Source organism: bacterium (genome assembly GCA_035454885.1).
Taxonomy (GTDB): Bacteria; UBA10199; UBA10199; order JACPAL01.
In genome coordinates this window covers 1-21,179 of the sequence record DATIGE010000045.1, presented here as the reverse complement: position 1 = coordinate 21,179, position 21,179 = coordinate 1, and the positions used below count along the sequence as shown (strand labels likewise).

The 21,179-nt window shown below is 62.9% G+C and carries 14 protein-coding genes; 2 read left to right on the top strand and 12 right to left on the bottom strand.

Going from position 1 to position 21,179, the window contains the following annotated elements; genetic code table 11:
• The first annotated feature begins 97 nt into the window (after positions 1-97).
• Positions 98-1,636 (top strand): choice-of-anchor Q domain-containing protein, encoded by a 1,539-nt coding sequence (locus VLJ37_08170; GenBank protein HSA59645.1) that lies wholly within the window; start codon positions 98-100, stop codon positions 1,634-1,636.
• Positions 1,637-1,642: 6 nt separating this feature from the next.
• On the opposite strand, the gene VLJ37_08165 is transcribed toward VLJ37_08170, so the two are convergent.
• The 12 genes from VLJ37_08165 to VLJ37_08110 all read right to left on the bottom strand — a co-directional run bounded on the left by VLJ37_08165 (position 1,643) and on the right by VLJ37_08110 (position 19,529).
• Positions 1,643-2,821 carry a MaoC family dehydratase gene (locus VLJ37_08165; protein ID HSA59644.1) on the bottom strand — a complete coding sequence of 393 codons (1,179 nt, stop codon included), beginning with the start codon at positions 2,819-2,821 and terminating at the stop codon, positions 1,643-1,645.
• Between the two features lie 73 nt (positions 2,822-2,894).
• Entirely contained in the window at positions 2,895-4,832 is a 1,938-nt protein-coding gene (locus tag VLJ37_08160) for a choice-of-anchor Q domain-containing protein (GenBank protein ID HSA59643.1), read from the bottom strand.
• 232 nt (positions 4,833-5,064) lie between these two features.
• Positions 5,065-7,404, bottom strand: coding sequence for a thrombospondin type 3 repeat-containing protein (locus tag VLJ37_08155; GenBank protein HSA59642.1), 2,340 nt, complete (start codon positions 7,402-7,404; stop codon positions 5,065-5,067).
• Between the two features lie 137 nt (positions 7,405-7,541).
• A complete protein-coding gene (locus VLJ37_08150) occupies positions 7,542-9,164 on the bottom strand; it encodes an acyl-CoA dehydrogenase family protein (GenBank protein ID HSA59641.1) in 1,623 nt (540 codons plus the stop codon).
• A 76-nt stretch (positions 9,165-9,240) separates the two neighbouring features.
• Complete coding sequence (locus tag VLJ37_08145; GenBank protein ID HSA59640.1) at positions 9,241-9,450, bottom strand: hypothetical protein; 210 nt, start codon at positions 9,448-9,450, stop codon at positions 9,241-9,243.
• Positions 9,451-9,556: 106 nt separating this feature from the next.
• The gene (locus tag VLJ37_08140; GenBank protein ID HSA59639.1) at positions 9,557-10,513 is read right to left on the bottom strand and encodes a bile acid:sodium symporter family protein; all 957 of its coding nucleotides are present in this window, start codon (positions 10,511-10,513) and stop codon (positions 9,557-9,559) included.
• Positions 10,510-12,477, bottom strand: a complete 1,968-nt coding sequence (locus tag VLJ37_08135) for a hypothetical protein (protein HSA59638.1) — start codon at positions 12,475-12,477, stop codon at positions 10,510-10,512. Before VLJ37_08135 ends, VLJ37_08140 begins: the two co-directional genes overlap by 4 nt.
• A 41-nt stretch (positions 12,478-12,518) precedes the next feature.
• Positions 12,519-13,508: an aldolase/citrate lyase family protein gene (locus VLJ37_08130; GenBank protein HSA59637.1), complete on the bottom strand. Its 990-nt coding sequence runs from the start codon at positions 13,506-13,508 to the stop codon at positions 12,519-12,521.
• A gap of 64 nt (positions 13,509-13,572) precedes the next feature.
• On the bottom strand, positions 13,573-14,904 hold the full coding sequence (locus VLJ37_08125; GenBank protein ID HSA59636.1) for a choice-of-anchor Q domain-containing protein: 1,332 nt from the start codon (positions 14,902-14,904) through the stop codon (positions 13,573-13,575).
• 12 nt (positions 14,905-14,916) lie between these two features.
• The gene (locus VLJ37_08120; protein ID HSA59635.1) at positions 14,917-17,136 is read right to left on the bottom strand and encodes a choice-of-anchor Q domain-containing protein; all 2,220 of its coding nucleotides are present in this window, start codon (positions 17,134-17,136) and stop codon (positions 14,917-14,919) included.
• A 118-nt stretch (positions 17,137-17,254) separates the two neighbouring features.
• Positions 17,255-17,671 (bottom strand): methylmalonyl-CoA epimerase, encoded by a 417-nt coding sequence (mce, locus tag VLJ37_08115; protein ID HSA59634.1) that lies wholly within the window; start codon positions 17,669-17,671, stop codon positions 17,255-17,257.
• Positions 17,672-17,747: 76 nt separating this feature from the next.
• Positions 17,748-19,529 carry a DUF4215 domain-containing protein gene (locus VLJ37_08110; protein ID HSA59633.1) on the bottom strand — a complete coding sequence of 594 codons (1,782 nt, stop codon included), beginning with the start codon at positions 19,527-19,529 and terminating at the stop codon, positions 17,748-17,750.
• Positions 19,530-19,887: 358 nt separating this feature from the next.
• Between VLJ37_08110 and VLJ37_08105 the strand changes: the two genes are divergently transcribed.
• Positions 19,888-21,179: malic enzyme-like NAD(P)-binding protein (locus tag VLJ37_08105; protein HSA59632.1), on the top strand; the 1,292-nt coding region annotated here is incomplete at its 3' end.

Genomic DNA, 21,179 nt, shown 5'->3' with positions numbered 1-21,179 from the left:
CTTGCATAACCGATTTCTAACCTGCTGAATTGATTGCTGGTTGCGTCGAATGCCCTTGGTCTCGCGATTGCTTCACCAGTTCCGGAGGGGGATTTTTATGGGCGGGAGAATTCAGGCATGGTCGCTTTTGGCGATTCTTGCGTGTTTGTGGGGTTCGACGGCGGGCGCGGCGACGTTCACCGTAACAAACCTGGCGGACGACGGCTCGGTGGGGACGCTGCGCTACTGGCTGATGCATCCGGCCGTCAACGACGGGGACGTCATCAAGATTCCGCCGGGGACCTACGTCTTGGATCCCGCCAAGGGCCAGTTGACGATCAAGAAAAGCCTGACACTCGAGGGGGCGGGGTTCAATTTGACGGTGGTCGACGGGGGCGGCGCCTCGCGAGTCTTTCATGTCTCGGGAAATGATGGTGCGGGAGATGTTGTACTCAGCTCGATGACGATTCAGAACGGTCATTCCGACTCGATGGGCGGCGGCATCCTTTTCACCGGACCCGCCGCCACCCTGACCGTTCCCGGCACTCTCTCGATCATCAACTGTCACGTGACGAACAATCAAGCGAAGGATGCGGGTGGCGGCATCGCGGTCGCTCCTCAGGGAGGCGCCTTGTCAGTTCAATACAGCGTCATCGCAAACAATCAGGCGGGCCCAGGTCTCGGTTTAGGGGGAGGCATTCACCATGCGGGGAAGAAATTGATTATTACGAACACCCAGATCAACGATAACACAGCCCATCTCGCGGGCGGCGGGGTTCATAATAGTTCGAGCATGTTGATGGTAAACTCGACCATTGCCCGGAACTCCGCTCAGGGATACGGCGGCGGCGCTGACAATGCCGCTCTTGCGACCTTTTACCACGTGACAATAGCGGAGAACACTTCTCCGCAGGGGGCCGGCCTCTCGTCCTCCGGCGCTGCCGCTCTGTTGACTTTACGGAATTCCGCGATTGCAAAGAACGGTCCCGGCGGCAACTGCGTGTCTGGCGGGGCGTATTTTTCGCAAGGCTACAATCTCGATGACGACGCTACTTGCGTGTCAGGTCCGTACGATTTGATTGCGGATCCTCTTTTTGATCCCAAAGGTCTCGCTAACAATGGCGGACTCACGGAAACTTACGCCCTCTTACCTGGAAGCCCAGCCATCGACGCCGCGGATGTCCTGTCTGGGATGATCGGGATTGCCGGGGATCAAAGAGGATACGTCCGTTCCGTGGACGGGAACGGGGATGGCGTAGCAGGCGCCGATATCGGAGCCTATGAAGCAACGGCTCCAAGCGCCTCATGGTATCCTATTTGTGGCAATGGTAATGGAGAATTTCCGGAGGAATGCGACGACGCCAACACCGTCAGCGGCGACGGATGCAGCGGGATCTGTCAGTTGGAGGCCCCGGCGCCGAGCGGAGGCGGGACGGTCTTGGAACAGACTCCCATGGTTCAAATCAAGCCCGAGGCCGTTCTGAAGCTGCTTCCAATCTGCGGCAACGGCAAGGTCGAGGGGTTCGAGGAATGCGACCACGGGGCGAACAATGGGAAACCCGGCGACACATGCAACGCGCAGTGCAAGAACGCCCCGCAGAAGCGCGAGATGTCGGCGAAGCCCTGGTATCAGCGTCTGATCTTCCGGCGCAGGTGATCGAAATCAAGAGGGCCGCTTCTTGATCAAGAGCCGACGCTCGATCTCGAAGATCTTCTCGGGGATCTTCTCCTTCCCCAAATCCTTCTTGTCGTTTTCCTTCACGAAGAGATCGGCGCCGAATTTTTCCAACGCTTCTTTCGGGCGGATATTCTTGATCCCGATCAACTGCATCGTCACGATCCCGGCGTTCGTCCCGGCTGGCCCCTCGTCCTTGGCGAGGATCCTCGTGATCGCATAGACCGTCTCGCCCGCATAGGCCGGCTGCGTGTGGTAGCCCTCGGTGTATCCCAGGTCCCAGATCGCGTTCTCGCTCACGTCCCGCGAGGCGAGTCCCGCGAGCCACGCGAAGACGAGTCCCCCATAGATGATGGGCTCGCCGCTCATCGGTCCCGTCCGGCCCGTCGAGTAGAGGCGGTCGTAGTGGAGGGGGTGCGTGTTCATCACGCGGTAGGTCCACGGGATGTGCTCCTGGGTCATGGTCCGGCCGTTGGCGTGGACGATAATGTCGCCGACGGCGAAGTCCTCGAAGTAGGACCGCGTGCCCGTCAGATTGGCCGGGTACTTGCCGAAGGCCTGCGGGATGTTGAGGACGATGTCGGTGACGTTCTTTACCTCCGGAAACGGCTGCCCCGAGGTCGTCGAGGGGTCGCTCTTCTTGCCGGCAGGGGCCACCATGATCTTGCGGTCGTATTGGAGCACGAGTTCGTCTTTTTGATTCAAAGCGATCGTGCGGATCGTCACGATGCCCGGCTTTCCTTCGCCCTTTTCCTGGCGCTTCAGGACTTTGGTGAGCGCGCGGAGGGTGTCGCCCGGATAGACCGTCTTCAGGAAGTGGACGTCGTAATAACCCAGGTTCGCGATGGCCTTCTCGGAGTCGTTCTGGACGCCCAGGGAGAGGGCGACATTCATCGCCATGAGGGGGGAGACGGCCAGGTCCCTAAAGCCGTGTGACTTGGCGAACTCCGCGTTCAAATAAAGCGGGTTCGTCTCCATGAAGTTGGTGGCAAACTCGACGGCGAAGGCCCGGTCGATGGTCAACCCGCGCGGGTGGCAGAAGACCTCGCCCTCGGCGAAGTCCTCGAGGACCCGGCCGTATTGGGGGTATCTGGCCTTCGCGAGGTCGACAGGGGCCTCCTTGGATTTTTCGGTCTGTTTGGTGGCCGGGACCTTGAGTTCGGACATGGTGACCTCCGCCTTTCGGAGCGAAGCTTTTCGCAGGGAAGGGCGCAGGTTGTCAATCCGTTCGAAGACGGAGTCATCGGACCAAGCTGCATCCGCCGCCTCCGCCATCTTCACCACTAGTGCCGCCGGTGGCAGTCCCCCCTGTGGTGCCTCCAGTGGTTCCTCCCTCTTCGGTTGTGCACGTCGCGCTGCAGCCGTCAGCATCGACGGTATTGCCATCATCGCACTGCTCGACGCCGGCCTCGACGAATCCATCGCCGCAGACCGCATTTGTACAGGTGTTCGTGCAGGCATCCGTATCATCGGAATTGCCGTCGTCGCATTCCTCTCGCTCATGCGCGTCGGCGAAACCGTCCCCACAATGACTGAACTCGACGGCCCCGATGTCGCAGGCGGCCATCCCGTCCTCGTCTCCGTCCAAGGGACGGGGGATGCCGCGCTGGTCGGCGGGGGGACAGCCGGTATCGTCGCCGCCGTCGATGGCGGGACTTCCAGGCAGGGGAGCCAAGGTCAATGTCGCGCCGCCGTTGTCCTGAAGAATGGAGAGAAGGGGATCCGTGTTGATCCACTCCCCGGGAGCCAGGCTACAGTCGTTGGCGCTCTCGATGTTATGCCCCAAGGAAGTAAATGTCCCTCCTCCCCCGCAGTTACCACCCAAGTTACCGGCGATAATCGTGTTCCGAAGAGTTGCCTCATGGATGCCGTCAAAGTAGATTCCGCCGGCGTCACCGAAGAGACTGTCGGAGAAATTATCAAAGAGGGTGACATTCGTGAAAGAGGCATCTTCGGAGCTTATGAAGATGCCTCCCCCGTACTCAAGCCCCGTGTTGCCTGCAAACGTGCTGTTGACGACATCGATGGTGGCGCCGTTCGCGGCCGAAGACATGAAGCCGCCTCCGTCGGTTCCGGCGATGTTGTCTTGGAACGTTGAGCCCGTTATCGTCACGGTTTCCGCGATGGTGGTCCCTCCACCTCCCGTAAACATGGCGGAGTTTCCTTCGAACGAGCAATCGGTGATGGAAAGAGAGGTTCCGGCCAAGCTGGCGCTTCCCACGAATCCGCCGCCGGGTCCGTTGGCGGCGAGGTTGCCTAAAAAGGCGGACCCCGTCAGGGCGACGGTTTTGGCGGAGACGCTGACACCTCCCCCGACATTCGCAGCAAGGTTTTCCGAGACCGTCGAATTCATGATCTCGGCGGTTTCGGCCGAACTGTAGAGGCCCCCGCCGTTGACGGAGGCTTGATTTCCCGAGATGGTGCTGCCGGTAACCGTCGTCCTCGATCCGGCCCCGCTATCGGAACAATGCATCCCTCCGCCGAAGCCGGAAACTGCCTGGTTGCTGGAAAGGGTCGATCCGCTCATCAGATTGGTCGCACTGGCCGTTTCGATGCCTCCACCGGATGTGGAGGAGCGGTTGCCTCTGATCTGGCTGTCGGTGACGGTTAATGTCGCTGAGGCCATTATGTTTGAGAGTCCGCCTCCCGACGCCGCCAGATTGTCGAAGACGTTGCATCGTTCGAGGGTGAGGGACCCCGGACCTTCGTTGCCGATCCCTCCGCCGTCTCCGGCGCCCGCGTCGCCCCTGCGGATCGTGAGGTCCTGAAACGTCACGTTACCGCCGAGGACGTGAAAGACCCGGTCCGGTGTGGTGACGGTGCCGGCGCCGCCCTCGATGATCGTCGTCGAGGCCCCGGCCCCGGTGATCGTGAGGTCTTCGGTGATGTCGAGATCCCCCGTATTCGCCGCGTTTTCGCCGGTTCCCGTCCGGGAGAGGAGGTAGGAACCCGCCGGAACAACGATCGAATCGGCGCCCGAGTCGCCTTTGGCGCAGGCGTCGACGACGGCATTGGTGTTGGCGGCGATGATCGCCTCGCGCAGCGAGCAGTCGCTGTCGGCGTTCTGCTCGTCGTCCGTCGTATTGACGGTGATCGTGGCCGCGGTCGCCGCGCGAGACAGGGAAAAACCCGACGACAGACAAAGGGCGGAAAGGGCGAAAACCGCATGTCGATTCATAGAGCCCCCGTTTTTTCGGCAGTTTACACCTCTGAACGGGCGGCGTGCAGCGCTTTTCTTGGCGATGGGAAATCTGTGATGACAAACGAATACGGCGTCCGTCCGGGATTTAAAGCTGGAGGATTCGTTCCCTATGCAGATGAATACGCAAAACGGCCTCCCCTCTCGAGGGGAGGCCGCTTTGGTGTCTTCTTGTTGTAGGGGAGGGGTCACCCCGCTCCGACACGGTTTATTATCGGATCAGGCTGCAACCGCCGCCGCCGGTGCAATCGCCGCCGTTGCAGTCGCAGGCGTCGCCGATGCCGTCCGTATCCGTGTCCTCTTGGTCGGCGTTAGCGACATTCGGGCAGTTGTCGACGTTGTTGGAAACGCCGTCGCCGTCGTCATCGCCCAGGGCCCCTCCGGTTCCGCCGACGTCACAGGCATCTCCAATGCCGTCACTGTCGGCATCCGCTTGGTCCGCGTTCGCGACATTCGGGCAGTTGTCCGCCACGTCCACGGCGCCGTCGCCATCGGTATCGCTCTCCGTATCGCACGTAGCGCTACAGCCGTCACCGGCCGTCGTATTCCCGTCGTCGCAGGTCTCGCCGGCCGAGGCATTGATAACGGTGTCGCCGCAGGCCGAGGTCGTGCAGTTGGCGTTGCAGGCGGCCGATTCGCCCCCGTCGTCACAGACCTCGCCGAGGTTCACCACGCCGTCCCCGCATCCCGCTTCAACCGATCCGATATCGGCTTCCGCCGTGCCGCTGGCATCGCCGTCGATCGGACGGGCGACGCCTCGTTGGTCATCGGCCGGCGCGGTGGCAACCGTGGCATCAACGCCGTCGATGGCGGGGCTCCCGGCCAATGGCTCATGGATCCCCGTCGCCAGTCCATTGGCCGGGTCTCCGCCGTTGGCAGGAGTCAGGGGGCCCAAGAGGGGGGGGATCTCCGAGCCCGCCGAGCCGACTTGGTCGTTCAAGGAGGTGTCGAAGGTCTCATCGGCGCACCCCGCATCGGATCCGATCAGATTGTTGCCGCCGGAGGTCACATTCGTGCCGGAGGTGCTGCAATCCGGCGAAATCGTGCTCGTGGAGCTGCTGTTGAAGTTATTGGCGATGATAGAATTGGTGATCGTAAATGCCCCTGCGCCGGATTCCTGCTCGATGCCGCCCCCCATGCCCCCTCCGCCAAAATTGGCGTCGGCGCGATTTTCCGTAATTGTTACGTTGATGAGGGTGACCGTATTGTCTGTATTGTTGTCGTTGGAGATCCCGCCCCCGTCGTTATCCGCGCTATTGCTGCTGATGGTGGAATTCGTCACGTTGACCGAGGAAAGTGCGTCGTCATTCTTGATGCCTCCGCCGTCGGATCCCGCCGCGTTATTGGAAAGGGTAGAATAGGTGACGGTGAGATCGCCGCCATCCTCGCTATTGATCCCTCCGCCGTCAGTGTCGGCGCGATTTCCGTCGATCGTAGTTCCGGTGACCGTGATCGTCGCCTCAAGTCCATCGATTCCTCCTCCATCGCTGGTCACGGTCTCATTTCCAGAAATCGTGCTGTTGGTGACGCTGAGCGCCGTCTTGGTCACATCGTTCGTCGTTGTCCCGTCTGCCTCGATCCCGCCACCCCTGGAGTTCGCAGAATTCCTGACAATTGAAGTCCCGGTAATCGTTGCGGACGTTGTCACCGAGGCGTTGTCATTGAAAACCATGATGCCGCCGCCGTCGAAATTGGCGACCGTATTTTCCGAGATTACGGAATCCGTGACGGTCACGCTGCTTCCGGCATCCAGGTAGATTCCTCCCCCGTTGTTGTCGGCGTCGTTTCCGCTAATGACGCTGTCCGTAATGGTCGTCGTCGCTCCCGCGATGACGGCGACCCCGCCGCCGTTTCCATTGCCGGCCGTCGCCGAATTCCCGATGATCAGGCTGTTCGTGATTTCCGTGGCCGCCGCGCCTTCCGTGTCCACGCCGCCGCCTTCGTCGCTCACCGTGTTGTTCGCGATCACGCAATTTTGAATCCTGACCTTGGGGGTGGCACCGGCGGAATTTTGGTTCCAGACGCCGCCGCCGGTGATCACCGAGCCGTTGCCCTCGATCACCAAGGAGTCGAGGATCACATCCGCTTCAAAATGGATGGCGCGAACCCCCCTGTCTCCTCCCGTGGCCGTGAGGCCTGAGATGGTGTGGGGGCCCGCAGGGGATACGAAGGCCCCGTGGTCGATCTCAAAAACGTTGTCGCCGTTCCCGTTATTATCAACGATCAGAGAATCGGCCCCCGGCCCCTGAATCGTGACCGGCGAGGACAAGAAGATTGATGAGGTCGTCGTGATTGTTGTTCCGCCGCCGGCAGGGAATATGGCCGGGTCGAAGATGATGGTATCGGGCGTGTTGTCCAGATCGGCCTTCGCGACCGCGTCCCGGATATCGCAGTCGTTGCTCCCGTCACATGTCGCCGCGCATTGCCCCGGCGCACCTCCCGTGAAGGCCGTGCTGTCCACGCAGATGTTGGCCGCCATGGCCGGCGCGGCATACAGCAACCCTGCAATCCCGCCGGCCAGTATGAGACTTCTCGATTTCTTGATCGCCATAAGGTCCCCCCTCCAAGTTTTGATTTTCGGTGACTTTACACCATGGCGATGGGGGGTGGCAATTTTTTAAAAGTTAGAACAGGGGGTTTCGTATCCGGGTGAATACGGGGTGTTTCGGGCGAACACGAGGTTCGCCCCTACAGATATTGTTTGAGCAGCGTTGGCGCGATCACCCGAAGCGCCAGGACTTCTTCCGCCCCCTCGAAGATGGAGAACACGCGCGCGTCGACGAAGTACCGGCTGACCGCGTACTCCTCCGCGTAGCCGTAGCCGCCGTGGATCTGCAGGGCCTCGCGGGTCACCCATTCGCTGATCTTGGAGGCGTAGAACTTCACCAACGACGCCTCCATCTGGCCCTTGTGCTCGTCCATCAACCGGCAGGCGTGATACGTCGCCTGGCGGGCGGCCTGGATCAGGGCGGCCATCCGGACGAGCTTCCATTGCGTGATCTGATAATCGAGGATGGGCTTGTTGAAGACCTTCCGTTCGCCCGAGTAACGGAGGGCCGCCTCGAAGGCCGCCTGCATGACGCCCAAGGCGCGGGCCGCCGTCTGGAGCCGTCCGCCGGCGAAGCCCTCCATTTGGAGGTAGAAGCCCTTGCCCAGGCCCGCCTCGCCGCCGATCAGGTTCTCCTCCGGCACCCAGTAATTTTCGAAGGCGACCTCGTAGGAGTGCATGCCGCGGTAACCGATGGTCGGGATGGCCTTGCCCTCGATGTGGCCCCCGCCTTGGTCCGTCGGCTGGTCGTATTTGAATTCGTGGCCCTCGAAGCGCGGCTTTTCGGCGATGAGGATCGACATCCCGCGATGCTTCTTGGACATGTCGGGGTCGGTGCGGCAGAGGACCATGAGCGAATCGGCGAAGCCGGCGAACGTGCACCAGGTCTTCACGCCGTTGATAACCCATCCCTTCTTGCCGTTGAGATCCTTGCGCGCTGCGGTCACCTTCATGCCGGCGACGTCGCTGCCGTAGTCGGGCTCGGTCGCCGCCACGGCCGCCATCTTCTCGCCGGTGGCGAGCAAGGGGAGCCACTTGGCCTTCTGTTCCTCGGTGCCGCCCTTGAGGATCGCCTTCGAAAGGATCTCGGGTCGCGTGATGAGGCTCCCCGCGACGCCCAAGGAACCTCGCGATAGTTCTTCCGTAACAACGGCCATGCTCGTGTTGTCGGGCTTGGCGTCGTCCTGAAATCCGCCGAACTTTTGGGGGATCGAGAGCCCGAAGCATCCCAACTCGATCAGGCCCTTCAGGATGTCCTGCGGGATGAGCAGGTCATGGCGGTGCACCTTTTCGGCCACCGGGGCGACATTGTCCTCCGCGAACTTCCTGAAGGTGTCACGGAACATCTGATGCTGGTCGTCGAGGGCGAAGGTTCCTCCGCCCTTCTCACTAATGAGCTTCGCAACGCGCGTGTAGTTTTCCGACGTGAGGACCTTTTCGACGTCCTTGGTGAGTTCGATATTCCAGATGGTCTCGCGGAGTTTGGGCTCGTCGACGCCGAATTCATGGAAGCGGTAGCTGAGTTTTTGCGAGATGCTCGTGACGGTTTCGGCGGTGAAGATTTCCGCCAAGGCCCTTTCGACCTCGCCGGGATTCTTGGCGGCGTAGGCGGCAAGCTGCTCGGCCGCGTAGACCTCGGAGGCCATCCACGCCAGGTCGTAGGCGGCGGTCTGGAAGACGTCGAGCTTGGCGGTGGAGATCTCCTTCGGGTCCTTATCGTCCTTCGCGCGCTGCGCGAGATGGCGTCCCGCCACCGCAACGATCGTCTTGGCCGCTTCGAGGGCTTTATTCACCCCGCGCTTCTAACCGCGGCGCACGCGGCGTGTCAACCGAGACCAGCTAGATCGTCGCATGCAAATGATGCCTCTTTTCCGCCTCCGTCAGCTCGCCTTGGGCCTCCTCGAGGAGGTGGCGATAGACCATGGTCATCGGATACTCGCCCACGAGTTCCCGGTAGTAGGCGACCGTCAGGATGAGGAGATCGAGCCTGATCTTCTCTTCGGTCTCCGGATCCAAGTCCGGCCATTTTTCGGCGGGCATGGCTGTCATGGGGACCTCCTATTGAAGCCTTAGAAAATGCATCCCGCATGCCAGAAATTGCGTGCGACTCATCTCGAGAACTTGCGGACTTATCCACAGGCCGGACGGGCTGGATTTAGGACTTATCCACAGATTTTTTTGACGCCCTTGGGTCCGGTGTGACCCATCTCCATATTCCGGCCAGGGCGCTGGCAATGACCGAGTGGAAGAGGCTGGAGATCGCCGAGGGGATCGCGGTCAAGGGGTCGACGAAGTTCTGGCGGGCCAGGACGACGCCCAGCCCGGAGTTTTGCATGCCGACCTCGATCGAGATCGTCCGCGCGGTGATCTCGTGACGCCCGATGAGGAGGCTCCCCAGGTAGCCCAAGAGAAATCCCCCCGCGTGGAGCGAAAAGACGGCCCCGACGAGGCGGATTCCCGCCTTGAGAATCGCCTCACGCCCCGCCCCGATGATGCTCGCGACGATCAAGGTGATGAAGACCACGGCGATCAAGGGAGCCGCGGGGACGATCCGTGCCGTGCATGCGGGCAGAAAGCGCCGCAGGAGGACGCCGGCGGCCACCGGCAGGATGACCACCTGGATCGTGCTCCAAAAGAGGCCCGCTGCGGGGACGTCCACGCGGCTTCCCGCGAGCCAGGCGGTCAAGGCGGGCGTCATCACGACGGCCATGAGGGTCGTGATCGAGGTCATCGTCACCGAGAGGGCCACGTCCGCGCGCGCGATGTACGAAACGACGTTCGAGGCCGTTCCGCCCGGACAGCAGGCGACCAGGATCAGTCCGACGGCGAAGGGAGCGGGCAGGCCGAAGAGCGAGGCGATGGACCACCCGAGGGTGGGCATGATCGTATACTGCAGGACGACGCCCGTGAGCGTCCGTCCCGGATGTTTCAAGACCTCCGAAAAATCATCCGCCGCGAGCGTGAGACCCATGCCCAACATGATGATGCCCAAGCCGATCGAAAGGAGGGGACCCGTAAACCAGGTGAAAAGGGCCGGATGCCAAAGCGCGACGAGGCTTGCCGACGCGACCCACAGGGGAAAGGCCGTCGTCAGGCGGGCCAGGAGTTTCATGAAGCGGGACGGAGTGAAAGGACGCGCAGGATCTGTTCCGCCAGGGAGCTCGTACCCGGGAACGGCGATCGGGCGAGGGCCTGGAGATCGCTCATGACCTCGGGATGGTTGCGCGCGTAGACGGCCCAGCCGCGCGGGGTTCCGGCCTCGCGGGCCTCACGCTCCTGGCTGGCGAGGGCCGCGGGCAGGTCTCGGGCGAGGTGACGATTCCACCACTCCAGAGGACGCGGTTGGACGGCCGTCCAACGCCGGCCGGTGAGGCGTTCGTGGAGGTCCCAATACCGCCGCGCGCTGTCCCTCTTGATCTCTTCCGGCTCCTTTTCACGGTCCCGGATCCAGCGGAGGAGGGCCAGAACCCCCTCCAGTTGGTGGCCCCGGGGCAGGTCTTGAGACGGCCATGGGGAGCCCGTCTCATCGAGCCAGCCGGAAACGGCGGCGGCCGGGTGCAGGGCGTAGAGGCTCTTCCGGAACGAGGCGACGGGTTCGGAGGCGACCGTCAGGCCCGAGCCGGGGACGGCGATCAAGGAGCGCACGGCCGCCCGCATCAGGTCGGAGACGAAGGGCGCGTCGAGGAGGACGCCGTATGTGCCCAGCCTTTGTGCGAGGGCCGTCAGGCGGCGGAGGTTTTCTGCGGGCTCCTGCGCCCCTGCCGTTCCGAAGGACCCGGAGGCGACGACGCGCAGGTAGGGGGGGCGCGGCCTTGCCTTGTTTTCGCTCACACCCAGTTCAGCCGCGAGGACGGCCAACTGGCGCAGGAGGCGCAGGGGTTCCTCGGCGGGGCCTTCGGAGACGGGCGCGGTTTCGTTCGCCGAAAATTCACCGGAGTTCCGGAGGTCCTGCATGGCCTCCGTCGTCGACGGCGTCTCCAAGCCCGGTTCCCCCTCCAAGATCTGGCGCGTGCGGAAATAGGCGACGATCCAGAGCGCCTTGGGCGCGGACTCGGGGCCTCCTCCATAGCCGCTCCAGACGGCGGTCAGGGCCTCGCGCCGGAGCGCGAGCGGTTGCTGCCGGTTCTCCACGACGCCGAAGGCCGTTCGGAGATGTTCCTCGAAGAGATCCCAACGGGCCGGGCCGAAACGGGAGGGATTGATTTTGGGAAGGCGGACGGGCCAGGCGTTGATCATGGCCTTCCAGTAATCGAAAACGGGCAAGACCTCCCCGCGCAGCGGCGTCGTGAGGGAGAACAAGCCCCGCGCCGCATGGCCTCTGAGGCCCCAGGCGTCCTTGTCCGCCCTCTTCTTGAGGACCGAGACCAGGGCGTTCACGGACTCCGGAACGGGGGGCGGCTGGTCCAAGAGGCGCATGAGGAGGTTCGGGTTGACGGGCGTTCCCTTGAGTCCGGGAATCAGGAGAGGGCGCTTGGAGTCGATCAACTTGAGGGTGTATTCATGCCAGCCCGAGGCCTCGAGAAGGTCGGCCAGGAGCGGAATGTTGACGGAGATCGTCCGGTGGCCGGAGACTGCCAAAGAACCCAATTCGGTGAGGCACGCCGTGTCCCCGTTCCGTGCGGATTGGATGATCCGGTCCAGCAAATCACGCGCCTTGCCATGCTCGCCCCGGTCCCAGTGAAGGGCGAGGGCGCTTTCCAGGGAGGTCTTTCGGAGATCGCCGGCGGGCGCCAGCGCCGCCTGCCGGACGCGCCCGCCCTTTTGATCGGGCGCGTTTTGGATGAGGACGAGAAACGGTTTGGACGAAGGGCCCAGAGATTGGATGAGCTGCGTCAGTTCCCGAAGCGCGGTCCGGAGATTGTCGGCATTTTCCTCCCGGAGCCGTTGTTCGATCTTCCGGACCGACAGAGGGATTTCCGGGCGGGCCGAAAGGATCGATTCGTCCCTCAGGAGGGACAGGGCCTCGCGGGCCGCGGTGACGGCGGCGTCAAGATCGGGTCCCAAGGCCAAACGATGCATCTGCTGGCCCAAGGAGGCCAACTGGGCCAAATGACTCTGGAAAGCCGGTGGAAGCATCGCACTTCTTTCTCGGCCGTCCTACACGCGAGTTGCGGGTTTTACGAGAAAAAAGCCTTCTCGGCGGCCTCGGGGAGCTTCTGCCCCGAGACGTGGATTCTTTGGATCAACTCCCAATAATACCGGTAGGTCGCGCGGTCGTGGAGCTCGCCCTCGAACTGGATCGGGCCCCAGTTGGCCTCCTGCGCGGCCAAGAGGATCTTGCAGCCCGTCTCCACCTTGGAGTTGTCCGGGGTCATCGCCTGGACGATGGCGTCGATCTGCGTGGGGTAGATCGACCACATCCGGAGAAACCCGAACTCGTTACGGGCACGGGTGGCGTCGGCCTTGGTCTTCTCGAAGTCCTTCAAGTCCAATGTGACGTTGTGGGCGGGGATGACGCCGTTGGCGAGGGCCGCCGCGCAGAGTTCGGCCTTGGCGCGGGCGATCAGCCTGTGCTCGAACTGGCCCGGGGATCGCATGCACGAATCCGGGATCGCGCCGTGATAGCCGGAGACGAAGTCCATCAGGCCGAAGTCCAGGACCTGCATCCAGGGCATCTCCGCGATCTGCCAGACGTCCTTCAAGGCGCCGTGGGTCTCGATCAACACGTGAATGGGGATCTCGCGCTTGATCCCGTTCTTTTTGGCAACGTCCTGGATGTAGGCGATCATCTCCTTCACCTGAGATGCCGCCGTCGGCTTCGGGATCGTGACATAGGCGAGCTCGTTCCCGGCGCCGCCGACCAAGATGTCGACGTCCTGCTTCCAATACTTGTTGGTGTAATCGTGGATCCGGGCCCCCGCCATCTTGTGCTTGTTGAGCGGCCCCTTGGCCATCGCCACGATCATCTCGGCGTGCTCTTTTTCCTTCCCCGTCGGCGCCCCGTCCTCGCAGTCCATGGTGATGTCGAAGACGCCGCCCTTGGTGTTCTGCAGTTCCATTGCCTTCGTGATGAGCTTTTCCGACCCCGCGAAGTGCTCGCAGGACGGGATGATCGGGAAGGGCTTTTCGCCCTCGAAGAGGGCCTTGGACGGGTGCACGCCGGGCATAGTTTCTCCTTAAAAAAGAATGAGTCCGAATTGCGCGAGGTCTTACGAAGCGCGGACCGGCTTGTCAATATTTGGTCGGGATCAGGCTGCAACCCCCGCTGCCCCCGCCGGAGGTTGAGCCTCCGGTGGTTCCTCCCGTGGATCCTCCCGTGGCCGTGCAGGTGGAAGGGGATCCGGTGCAAGTGAAGCCGCTTTCCACCGCGCAGGCGTCCGAACAACCGTCGCCGGAGACGGCGTTCCCGTCGTCGCAGTCTTCCCCGGCGAAGGTTTGGAGCACGCCGTCGCCGCAGGCCACTTCGAAGGCGCCGATATCGACCGCCGCCGTTCCGTCGCCGTTGCCGTCCGCGGGACGGGAGATGCCGCGTTGATCGGTGGAAGGCGCTCCCGTCGCCGTGCCCGCGTCGATGGCGGGGCTGCCCTCCAGCAGGGCGTGCGTCAGCGTGGGGCCGCCGTTGTTCTCAAGGGGCCCCAGCAGGGGACCGGTCGAGGATAGATCTCCGGTCGCGGCGAAGGCACACGAGGCGCCGCTGTCAATGTTGTGACCGGCGGACGTGACCGCGACGGAGCAGTTCTGAGGCGAGTTATCGCTGACGATCGAGTTCTTGACGGTCAGCACGCCGCTGCCGAACGCGTCGATGCCGCCCCCGACGGTGACGGCGCTATTGCCGGTGATGGTCGAATTGACGATCGCTGAATCGGGTGTCGGACTCAGTGAGAAGACAAGCCCGCCGCCATACTCGCTCGCGGTGTTTCCGCTGACGGTGCAGTTCGTATAGGTCGCGGACCGGCTGAGAATGCCCCCGCCGTCCCGCGCCGAATTTCCGCTGATAGTGGAATTCACGCAGGCGATAAAGGGACCGGCGTCGTCGTAGATCCCTCCGCCATCACCATTTGCGCCCGCCGCGTTGTTTCTGAGCGCGCAATTGGTCAGAGTCAGCGTTCCTTGATTCAGGATGCCTCCTCCGTCCGTGGTGGATCCCACGGCATGGCCGTTCTGGATCGTGAGACCCGAGAGAGCCACGGTGACGCCGCCAGCGACCGGAGGATCGACGTGAAGGACACGGTCGGTGCCATTGCCGTCGATGATCGTGGTCTTCGCCCCGGCGCCGTTGAGGGTCGTGTTTCCTAGGATGTCTAGGTCGCCGGTGGCGGCAGCATCCTCGTTCAGTCCCGTGATCGTGAGAGTATAGGTCCCCGCCGGAAGAGTGATGACGTCGTCGCCGGCGGCCGCGTTCGCCGCGATGACCGCTCCCCTGAGGCTGCAATCATTGGCGGCGGCGGTGCAGGCGGTCGCCGCGGCGTTGTCGTCGGTCCGGTCGACGGCGAAGGTGGCCGCGGAAGCCGCGGCAGGCAGAAGAATGGCCAGGATCATGGGAACAAACAGGTTCATCTTCATATCATCTCCTTGTTAGGGAAGGATCAGGCTGCAGCCTCCGCCTCCGCCGCCACCTCCACCGCCGCCCCCGGTCGTGCCTCCCGAGGCGGTGCAGACGCTCGGCTCTCCGGTGCAAGTGAATCCGCTCTCCACGGCGCAGGCGTCCGAACAGCCATCGTCGGCGGCGGTGTTCCCATCGTCGCAAGCCTCGGAATTGCCGGATTGCACGAAGCCGTCCCCGCAAACGGCGTTCGCGCAGGCGTTGGTGCAGGTGTCATCGTTGTCGGAGTTCCCGTCGTCGCATTCCTCGCCTTGTCCCACGGCCCCGTCGCCGCAATGGTCGAACTCCACCGCGCCGACGTCGGTCGCGGCCGTCCCATCGTCGTCCCCGTCCACGGGCCGGGCGAAACCGCGCTGGTCGTGGTCGGGGGCGCCCGAATCGGTCCCGCGGTCGATCGCGGGGCTTCCCGCAAGGAGGGCGTGCGTGAAGGTCAATCCGCCGTTGTCGGCCAGGGGGCCTAACATCGGGTCGGTGTCGTGTTGGTCGCCGGTGACGGAGAAGGCGCAGGTGTTGGCGTCGTCGATGTTATTCCCTCCGGAGGTGATGGCCCCGCCGCAGTTGCCGCCGGAGCCGGCCGAGGCCAGGATCGTGTTCTTAAGGGTCGAGATACCGCCGCCGTTGAAGATGTTGCCGCCGCTCACGGCGGCCTCGTTGCCGAAGAAGGTGGAGTTGACGACGTCCACCGCTCCGTTAACGCCGGCGCCGCCGCCGTTCGTGGCCGCGAGATTGTCGCTGACCGTGACGTTGGTCAGGGTGGCGCTGGTTCCGGAGAAGAGGAGGCCGCCGCCCATGCCCGAATAAGCCTTGTTGCCGGAGATCGTGCTGTCGGTGATCGCCAGGGTGTCGACGGCCAAGAAGGCCCCGCCGCCCTGGGACCCGGATTGATTGTCGCGGATCGTGGAGCGCGTCATTTCGACCGCCACCACGCCCAGGACATAAATGCCGCCTCCGAAGTTGGCGGAGGAGTTCCCGGCCACGGTGCTTTCCGTCAGGGTCAAGGGCCCGGCAACGGCGACGCCTCCTCCGCCGACGGCCGCCGCGTTGTTGGAAAGGGTCACGTGTGTGAGCGTGTTCGCGTCGGTGGAGGCGTTTGCGATACCGCCACCGCCACTGGCGGCGGTGTTGCCGTCCAACACGACGTCGGTGAGACTCAGGGGGCCGTTCATGAAGATGGCGCCCCCGTTCCGGGTGCTGGAGTTGTCCGAGACACTCCCCACCGTCATGGTCAGACTGCTGCCCGACGCAGCCAAGATGCCGCCCCCGTCCTGCAAGGTGCCCGTGGCGCTGTTGCCGCGTATGTCGCAGTCCTCGATCGTCGCCGTTCCTTGAAAGGTGACGCCGGCCCCGCCGCCCGCTTGATTGTCCTCGATGGCGACACCCCTCAGGTGGAGATTGCCGCCTCCCCCGATCCTCAAGACCCCTCCGCCGGTGCCGGACGTCAGCCGGTTATGGCTGACCGAACCGCCTTCGATGGTGACGTCGCCGCCGCCGACCACGCCGCCTCCCAAGGGACCGCCACCCACGTTTCCTTCGACGATGGTGTTGACGAGGCTGAGGGTTTGGGCGGCGGCGATCCCGGCAGGGGATTGCACGGTCGTGTTGGACAGGACGAACGAGTCGGTCACCGTGACGGGGCCGCCCGACAGGAGGGCTCCCCCGGCTGTCGCGTTGTTATCGTTCAGGCCGACATCGGTCAAGGTGGCTGCGATGTTGCCGTCAATTAGAATTCCGCCCCCGGCTTGCGAGGAGCCGCCGTTGGTCGTGGCATCGCCGTTCCGGACCTCGACCCCGCTGAGGGTGAAGTTCGACGTCGGGGGCAGGACGTGGATGACCCGTTCGTGGAGGACCGAGCCGTTCCCGTTGATCGTCGTCACGGCGGATCCCTCGCCGGCAATCGTTACGTCTTCGGTGACATCCAAATCCCCGTCGGCGCCGGCGTCCTCGTCGGGGGTGGAGGCGATGGAGAGAGTGTAAGTTCCCTGAGGGAGGTGGATGACGTCCGTTCCGGCCAGGGCATTCGCCTCCATCACGGCCCCCCGCAGCGAACAAAGGCCCAAGGGACCCCCGCAATCCCCGTCCCCGGGAAACGAATCGACCAGGTCGAAGAATGTGTCGACGGTGAACTCGGCCGCCCGCGCGGGAAGGCTGAAGCAAAGCACGCCGAAGAAGACGGTTAGAAATCGAATTTTCACGTTCGGTTCCCCCTCATTGAATTTTCCCGATTTTATAGGAGAAGGGGCGAACAATCAAAGTCAAACCAAGTTTTCGGAAACAAGACGTATTCGGCTGTGTGCGGCTTTTCTTGTTTGTCTAGCGATCGATGGGTTGCGACAGTTCGAGCAAGAGCCCGCCGGTGGATTTTGGATGGACGAATGCGATTTTCTTGCCGTGAGCGCCGATGCGCGGTTTTTCGTCGATCAACTGGACGCCTGCCGCCTTGTAAGCCTTGAGCACCGCCTCGATGTCGTCCACCTGGATGCAGATGTGGTGAAGCCCGCCGCGCCCGCCGTTCTTTTCGATGTACTTGCCGATCGGGCCGTCCGGGGACGTGGATTGCAGAAGCTCCAGGTTGGTCTCTCCGACGCCGAAAAAGGCGGTCCTGGCCTTTTGCTCGGCGACCTCCTCGAAGTGATCGGGGGCCTGGCCCAGGAGGGCGGTGTAGGTCTTGACGGCCTCGTCCAGGTTGGGGACGGCGATGCCGATGTGGTCGACTTTTTTGAATTTCATCGTTGGCCTCCGAAATGAGAACAGGCGCCCAGCAAAGCGGGGCGCCTGTTCAAGAAACTACGCAGAGCTTCTGATGTCAACGGATCAGGCTGCAGCCGCCGCCGTCCTTTTTCGATTCGGTGGTGCAGGTGGCCGAGCAGCCGTCCCCATCGGTGAGGTTGCCGTCGTCGCATCCCTCGCCGGTCTCGACGATGTCGTTACCGCACTCCGCTCCGGGCACTTCATCGACGCAGGCGGCACTGCAACCGTCGCCGTCGACGGTGCCCCCGTCATCACACTCTTCGCCGGCCTCCAGAACGCCGTTTCCGCAGACGGGAAGGGCGGGCGCTTCCGTCTGGCAAGATGCGTCGCAGCCGTCACCCTCGGTGAGGTTGCCGTCGTCGCAGGTCTCGCCGGTTTCGACGATGCCGTTGCCGCAGACCGAGCCTGGAACCTCGTCCGTGCATGCGGAGGAGCAACCGTCGCCGCTCGCCGTGTTCCCGTCGTCGCATCCCTCGTCCGATGCCAAGACATTGTCCCCGCAGGTGCTGGTGCAGGTAGAAGGGTTGCCGGTGCAGTTAAAGCCGGTCTCCTGGGCGCAGGCGGAGGAGCAACCGTCGCCTGCCGTTGTATCGCCGTCGTCGCATCCCTCGTCCGATGCCAAGACATTGTCCCCGCAGGTGCTGGTGCAGGCGGAAGGGCTGCCGGTGCAGTTAAAGCCGGTCTCCTGGGCACAGGCGGACGAGCAGCCGTCGCCCGTCGTTGTATCGCCGTCGTCGCAGGTTTCGCCGGCGACGCTGTCTATGATGCCGTTTCCGCAGCTTTCGTCGGAGAGGCAATCGGCGGAACAGCCGTCACCGTCGGTGAGGTTGCCGTCGTCGCAGGCCTCGCCCGAGGTGGCGATACCGTTGCCGCAGGCGGTCGCGGTGCAATTGCTGTCGCAGCCGTCCCCGTCGGTGAGGTTGCCGTCGTCGCAGTCTTCGCCCGAGGTGACGATGCCGTTGCCGCAGGCGGTCGTGGTGCAGTTGCCGTCGCAGCCGTCCCCATCGGTGAGGTTGCCGTCGTCGCAGTCTTCGCCTGAATCCACAACATTATCGCCGCAAGATGGATTCTTGCAGTTCGTTCGGCAGGCGTCCGGGTTCACGTCGCTGTTACTCCCTCCGTCGTCGCATTCCTCGGTGCCGGGGATGAGGTTGTCGTTGATGGATCCGTCGCCGCAGAACTCGTCGATGCAGATGCTGCTGCAGCCGTCTCCCGAGTTCGTGTTGCTGTCGTCGCACTCCTCCCCGCATCCCCCGTCCAGGCTTCCATCGCCGCAGGTCGTGCCGCTGCCGGCGCAGACGCCGGCGCCGTCGCATTCGTCCGTCGGCGTGCAGGCACTGCCGTCGTCACAGGCGCTTCCGAGCGACTCAAACTGGCAAGTGGAATCGCAGCAGTCGCCGTTCGCGGTGTTGCCGTCGTCGCAATCTTCACCGGCCTGGGTGGCCCCGTCCCCGCAGCCGATACCCGTGCCGCTGAGAGAAACCAGAAGGGGGGTGCTCGGTCCGTCGGACGGGACAGTCAATGTCGCCGTCTTGGCCCCAAAACTGCTCGGTGTGAAGGTGACCGTGATGATGCAAGTGCCGGCTCCCGAGAGCGTGGCCCCGTTGCAGGTGTTGACCGACTCGGCGAAGTTCGCGGCGTTGGGACCGGTGATGGTGGTGGTGCCGATGGTCACCGCCGAGCCGGTTCCCTTGGAAAGGATGACCGTCAAGCCCGCCGAGGTCACGGACACTTCCGTATCCGGAAAGCTCAGGCTGGAAGTATCGGGTACGGGATCTGCGACCGCCGCTTCGGCCCGACCGGGGGCCATGAAGGCGATCAGAGCAGCAATACTCAAGAACCCTATTTCTCCGGATGCTTTTCGGAAAAATCCAGTGTGTTTCATAAGCCCCCCTTATGGCGTGAAAATGGCAGCGATTCGCCCCGTAATGGCACAAACTCTTAGATTGGCTAGGCTTTACACCCTAAGTGTATGAAATAATCAATCAATAATATCGCGTGATTAAGGTATGTTAAAGTTTGTAGAACAATAATATTAGAAATTGCGACAAATGATGTTTACTGAATATTGAGAATAAAAAAGACTCTCACAATGTTTCTTTTTGGAAGAAATTGCCTTGGCAGCGGGGAGTCGTTAGATTGTCTGAACACCAATGAGGGTGCGATTTCGTCTTTGATTTGTTAGAAGGGTCATCGTGTCCTACAAACAAAAGGTCATCAAAACCCTCCGGGTCAAAAACCAACAGCAGATCGGCGTTCTGGACAAGGTGATCCACGCCATCGCCTCCCAGGGCGGCGACATCGGCGACATCCGGACGCTGGCCTTGAGCACCTTCCACACGCTCCGCGACATCAGCGTCATTTGCAACGACGAGGAGCAGCTCCAGAAGATCGTTATTGCGGTCCGGGCGGTGAAGGAGACGCAACTGGAGGAGGTCATCGACGACGTGATGGAGCTTCACCGGGGCGGCAAGATCGCGGTCACGCCTCGCCACCCGGTGACGTCGGTCGAGGATCTTCGCAAGGTCTACACGCCGGGCGTGGCGGCGATCTGCAAGATGATCCATGCCGACCCCGGGACCGCGCACGAGTTCACCGGCATCGGGATGACCGTGGCCATCTGCACCAACGGCAGCCGGGTGTTGGGCCTCGGCAACATCGGGCCCGTGGCGTCGCTCCCGGTCATGGAGGGCAAGGCGGCGCTCTTCGCGCAGTTCTCGGGCATGAACATGGTGCCCGTGCTGATCAACACCCTCGAACCCAAGAAATTCATCGAGACGGTGTGTGCGATCGCGTCTTCCTACAGCGCCATTCAGTTGGAGGACATCCAGACGCCCGACTGTTTCGAGATCGAGGAGGAGCTGACGAAAAGGCTCGACGTCCCCGTGATGCACGACGACCAGCACGGCACGGCGGTGGTCTCGCTCGCCGCGGCCTTGAACGCCTGCCGCATCGTCGGGAAGGACCTGAAGAAATCGACCACCGGCCAGATCGGCCTGGGAGCGGCGGGCTCGGCGATCGCGCGGCTCATCATGACCTACACGGGAAAGCCGGTCATCGGCGAGGACCCGAATCCCCTGGCGGCCGAACGCTTTCAAAAAATGGGCGGCGAGATCGTTTCGTCGGTCGATGAGATCATGAAGAAGGCGGACGTCGTCATCTCCACCACGGGCCAGGCGGGGCTCATCAAGCCGGCGATGGTCCGGAAGGGCCAGATCATCCTCGCTCTCTCGAATCCGTATCCCGAGATCTCCATCGCCGATGCGGTCAAGGCCGGCGCCGGCTTCGCGAGCGACGGCAGCCGCGTGAACAACCTGCTCGGCTATCCCGGCATTCTCAAGGGCGCCGTCCTGGCGCGTGCGAGGAAGATGACGACCGCCATGTACATCGCGGCGGCCGAGGCGATCGTCCGCCACACGCCCGAAAAGGAACTCGTTCCCGATCCCCTCGATCCCGCCCTGCACGACCGGGTCGCGAAGTCGGTTGC

Excerpts from the sequence above, each read along its gene's own strand:
- VLJ37_08170 (HSA59645.1), top strand. The coding sequence starts at position 98 with ATGGGCGGGAGAATTCAGGCATGGTCGCTTTTGGCGATTCTTGCGTGT.
- VLJ37_08165 (HSA59644.1), bottom strand. The coding sequence starts at position 2,821 with ATGTCCGAACTCAAGGTCCCGGCCACCAAACAGACCGAAAAATCCAAG.
- VLJ37_08160 (HSA59643.1), bottom strand. The coding sequence starts at position 4,832 with ATGAATCGACATGCGGTTTTCGCCCTTTCCGCCCTTTGTCTGTCGTCG.
- VLJ37_08155 (HSA59642.1), bottom strand. The coding sequence starts at position 7,404 with ATGGCGATCAAGAAATCGAGAAGTCTCATACTGGCCGGCGGGATTGCA.
- VLJ37_08145 (HSA59640.1), bottom strand. The coding sequence starts at position 9,450 with ATGACAGCCATGCCCGCCGAAAAATGGCCGGACTTGGATCCGGAGACC.
- VLJ37_08140 (HSA59639.1), bottom strand. The coding sequence starts at position 10,513 with ATGAAACTCCTGGCCCGCCTGACGACGGCCTTTCCCCTGTGGGTCGCG.
- VLJ37_08135 (HSA59638.1), bottom strand. The coding sequence starts at position 12,477 with ATGCTTCCACCGGCTTTCCAGAGTCATTTGGCCCAGTTGGCCTCCTTG.
- VLJ37_08130 (HSA59637.1), bottom strand. The coding sequence starts at position 13,508 with ATGCCCGGCGTGCACCCGTCCAAGGCCCTCTTCGAGGGCGAAAAGCCC.
- VLJ37_08125 (HSA59636.1), bottom strand. The coding sequence starts at position 14,904 with ATGAAGATGAACCTGTTTGTTCCCATGATCCTGGCCATTCTTCTGCCT.
- mce (HSA59634.1), bottom strand. The coding sequence starts at position 17,671 with ATGAAATTCAAAAAAGTCGACCACATCGGCATCGCCGTCCCCAACCTG.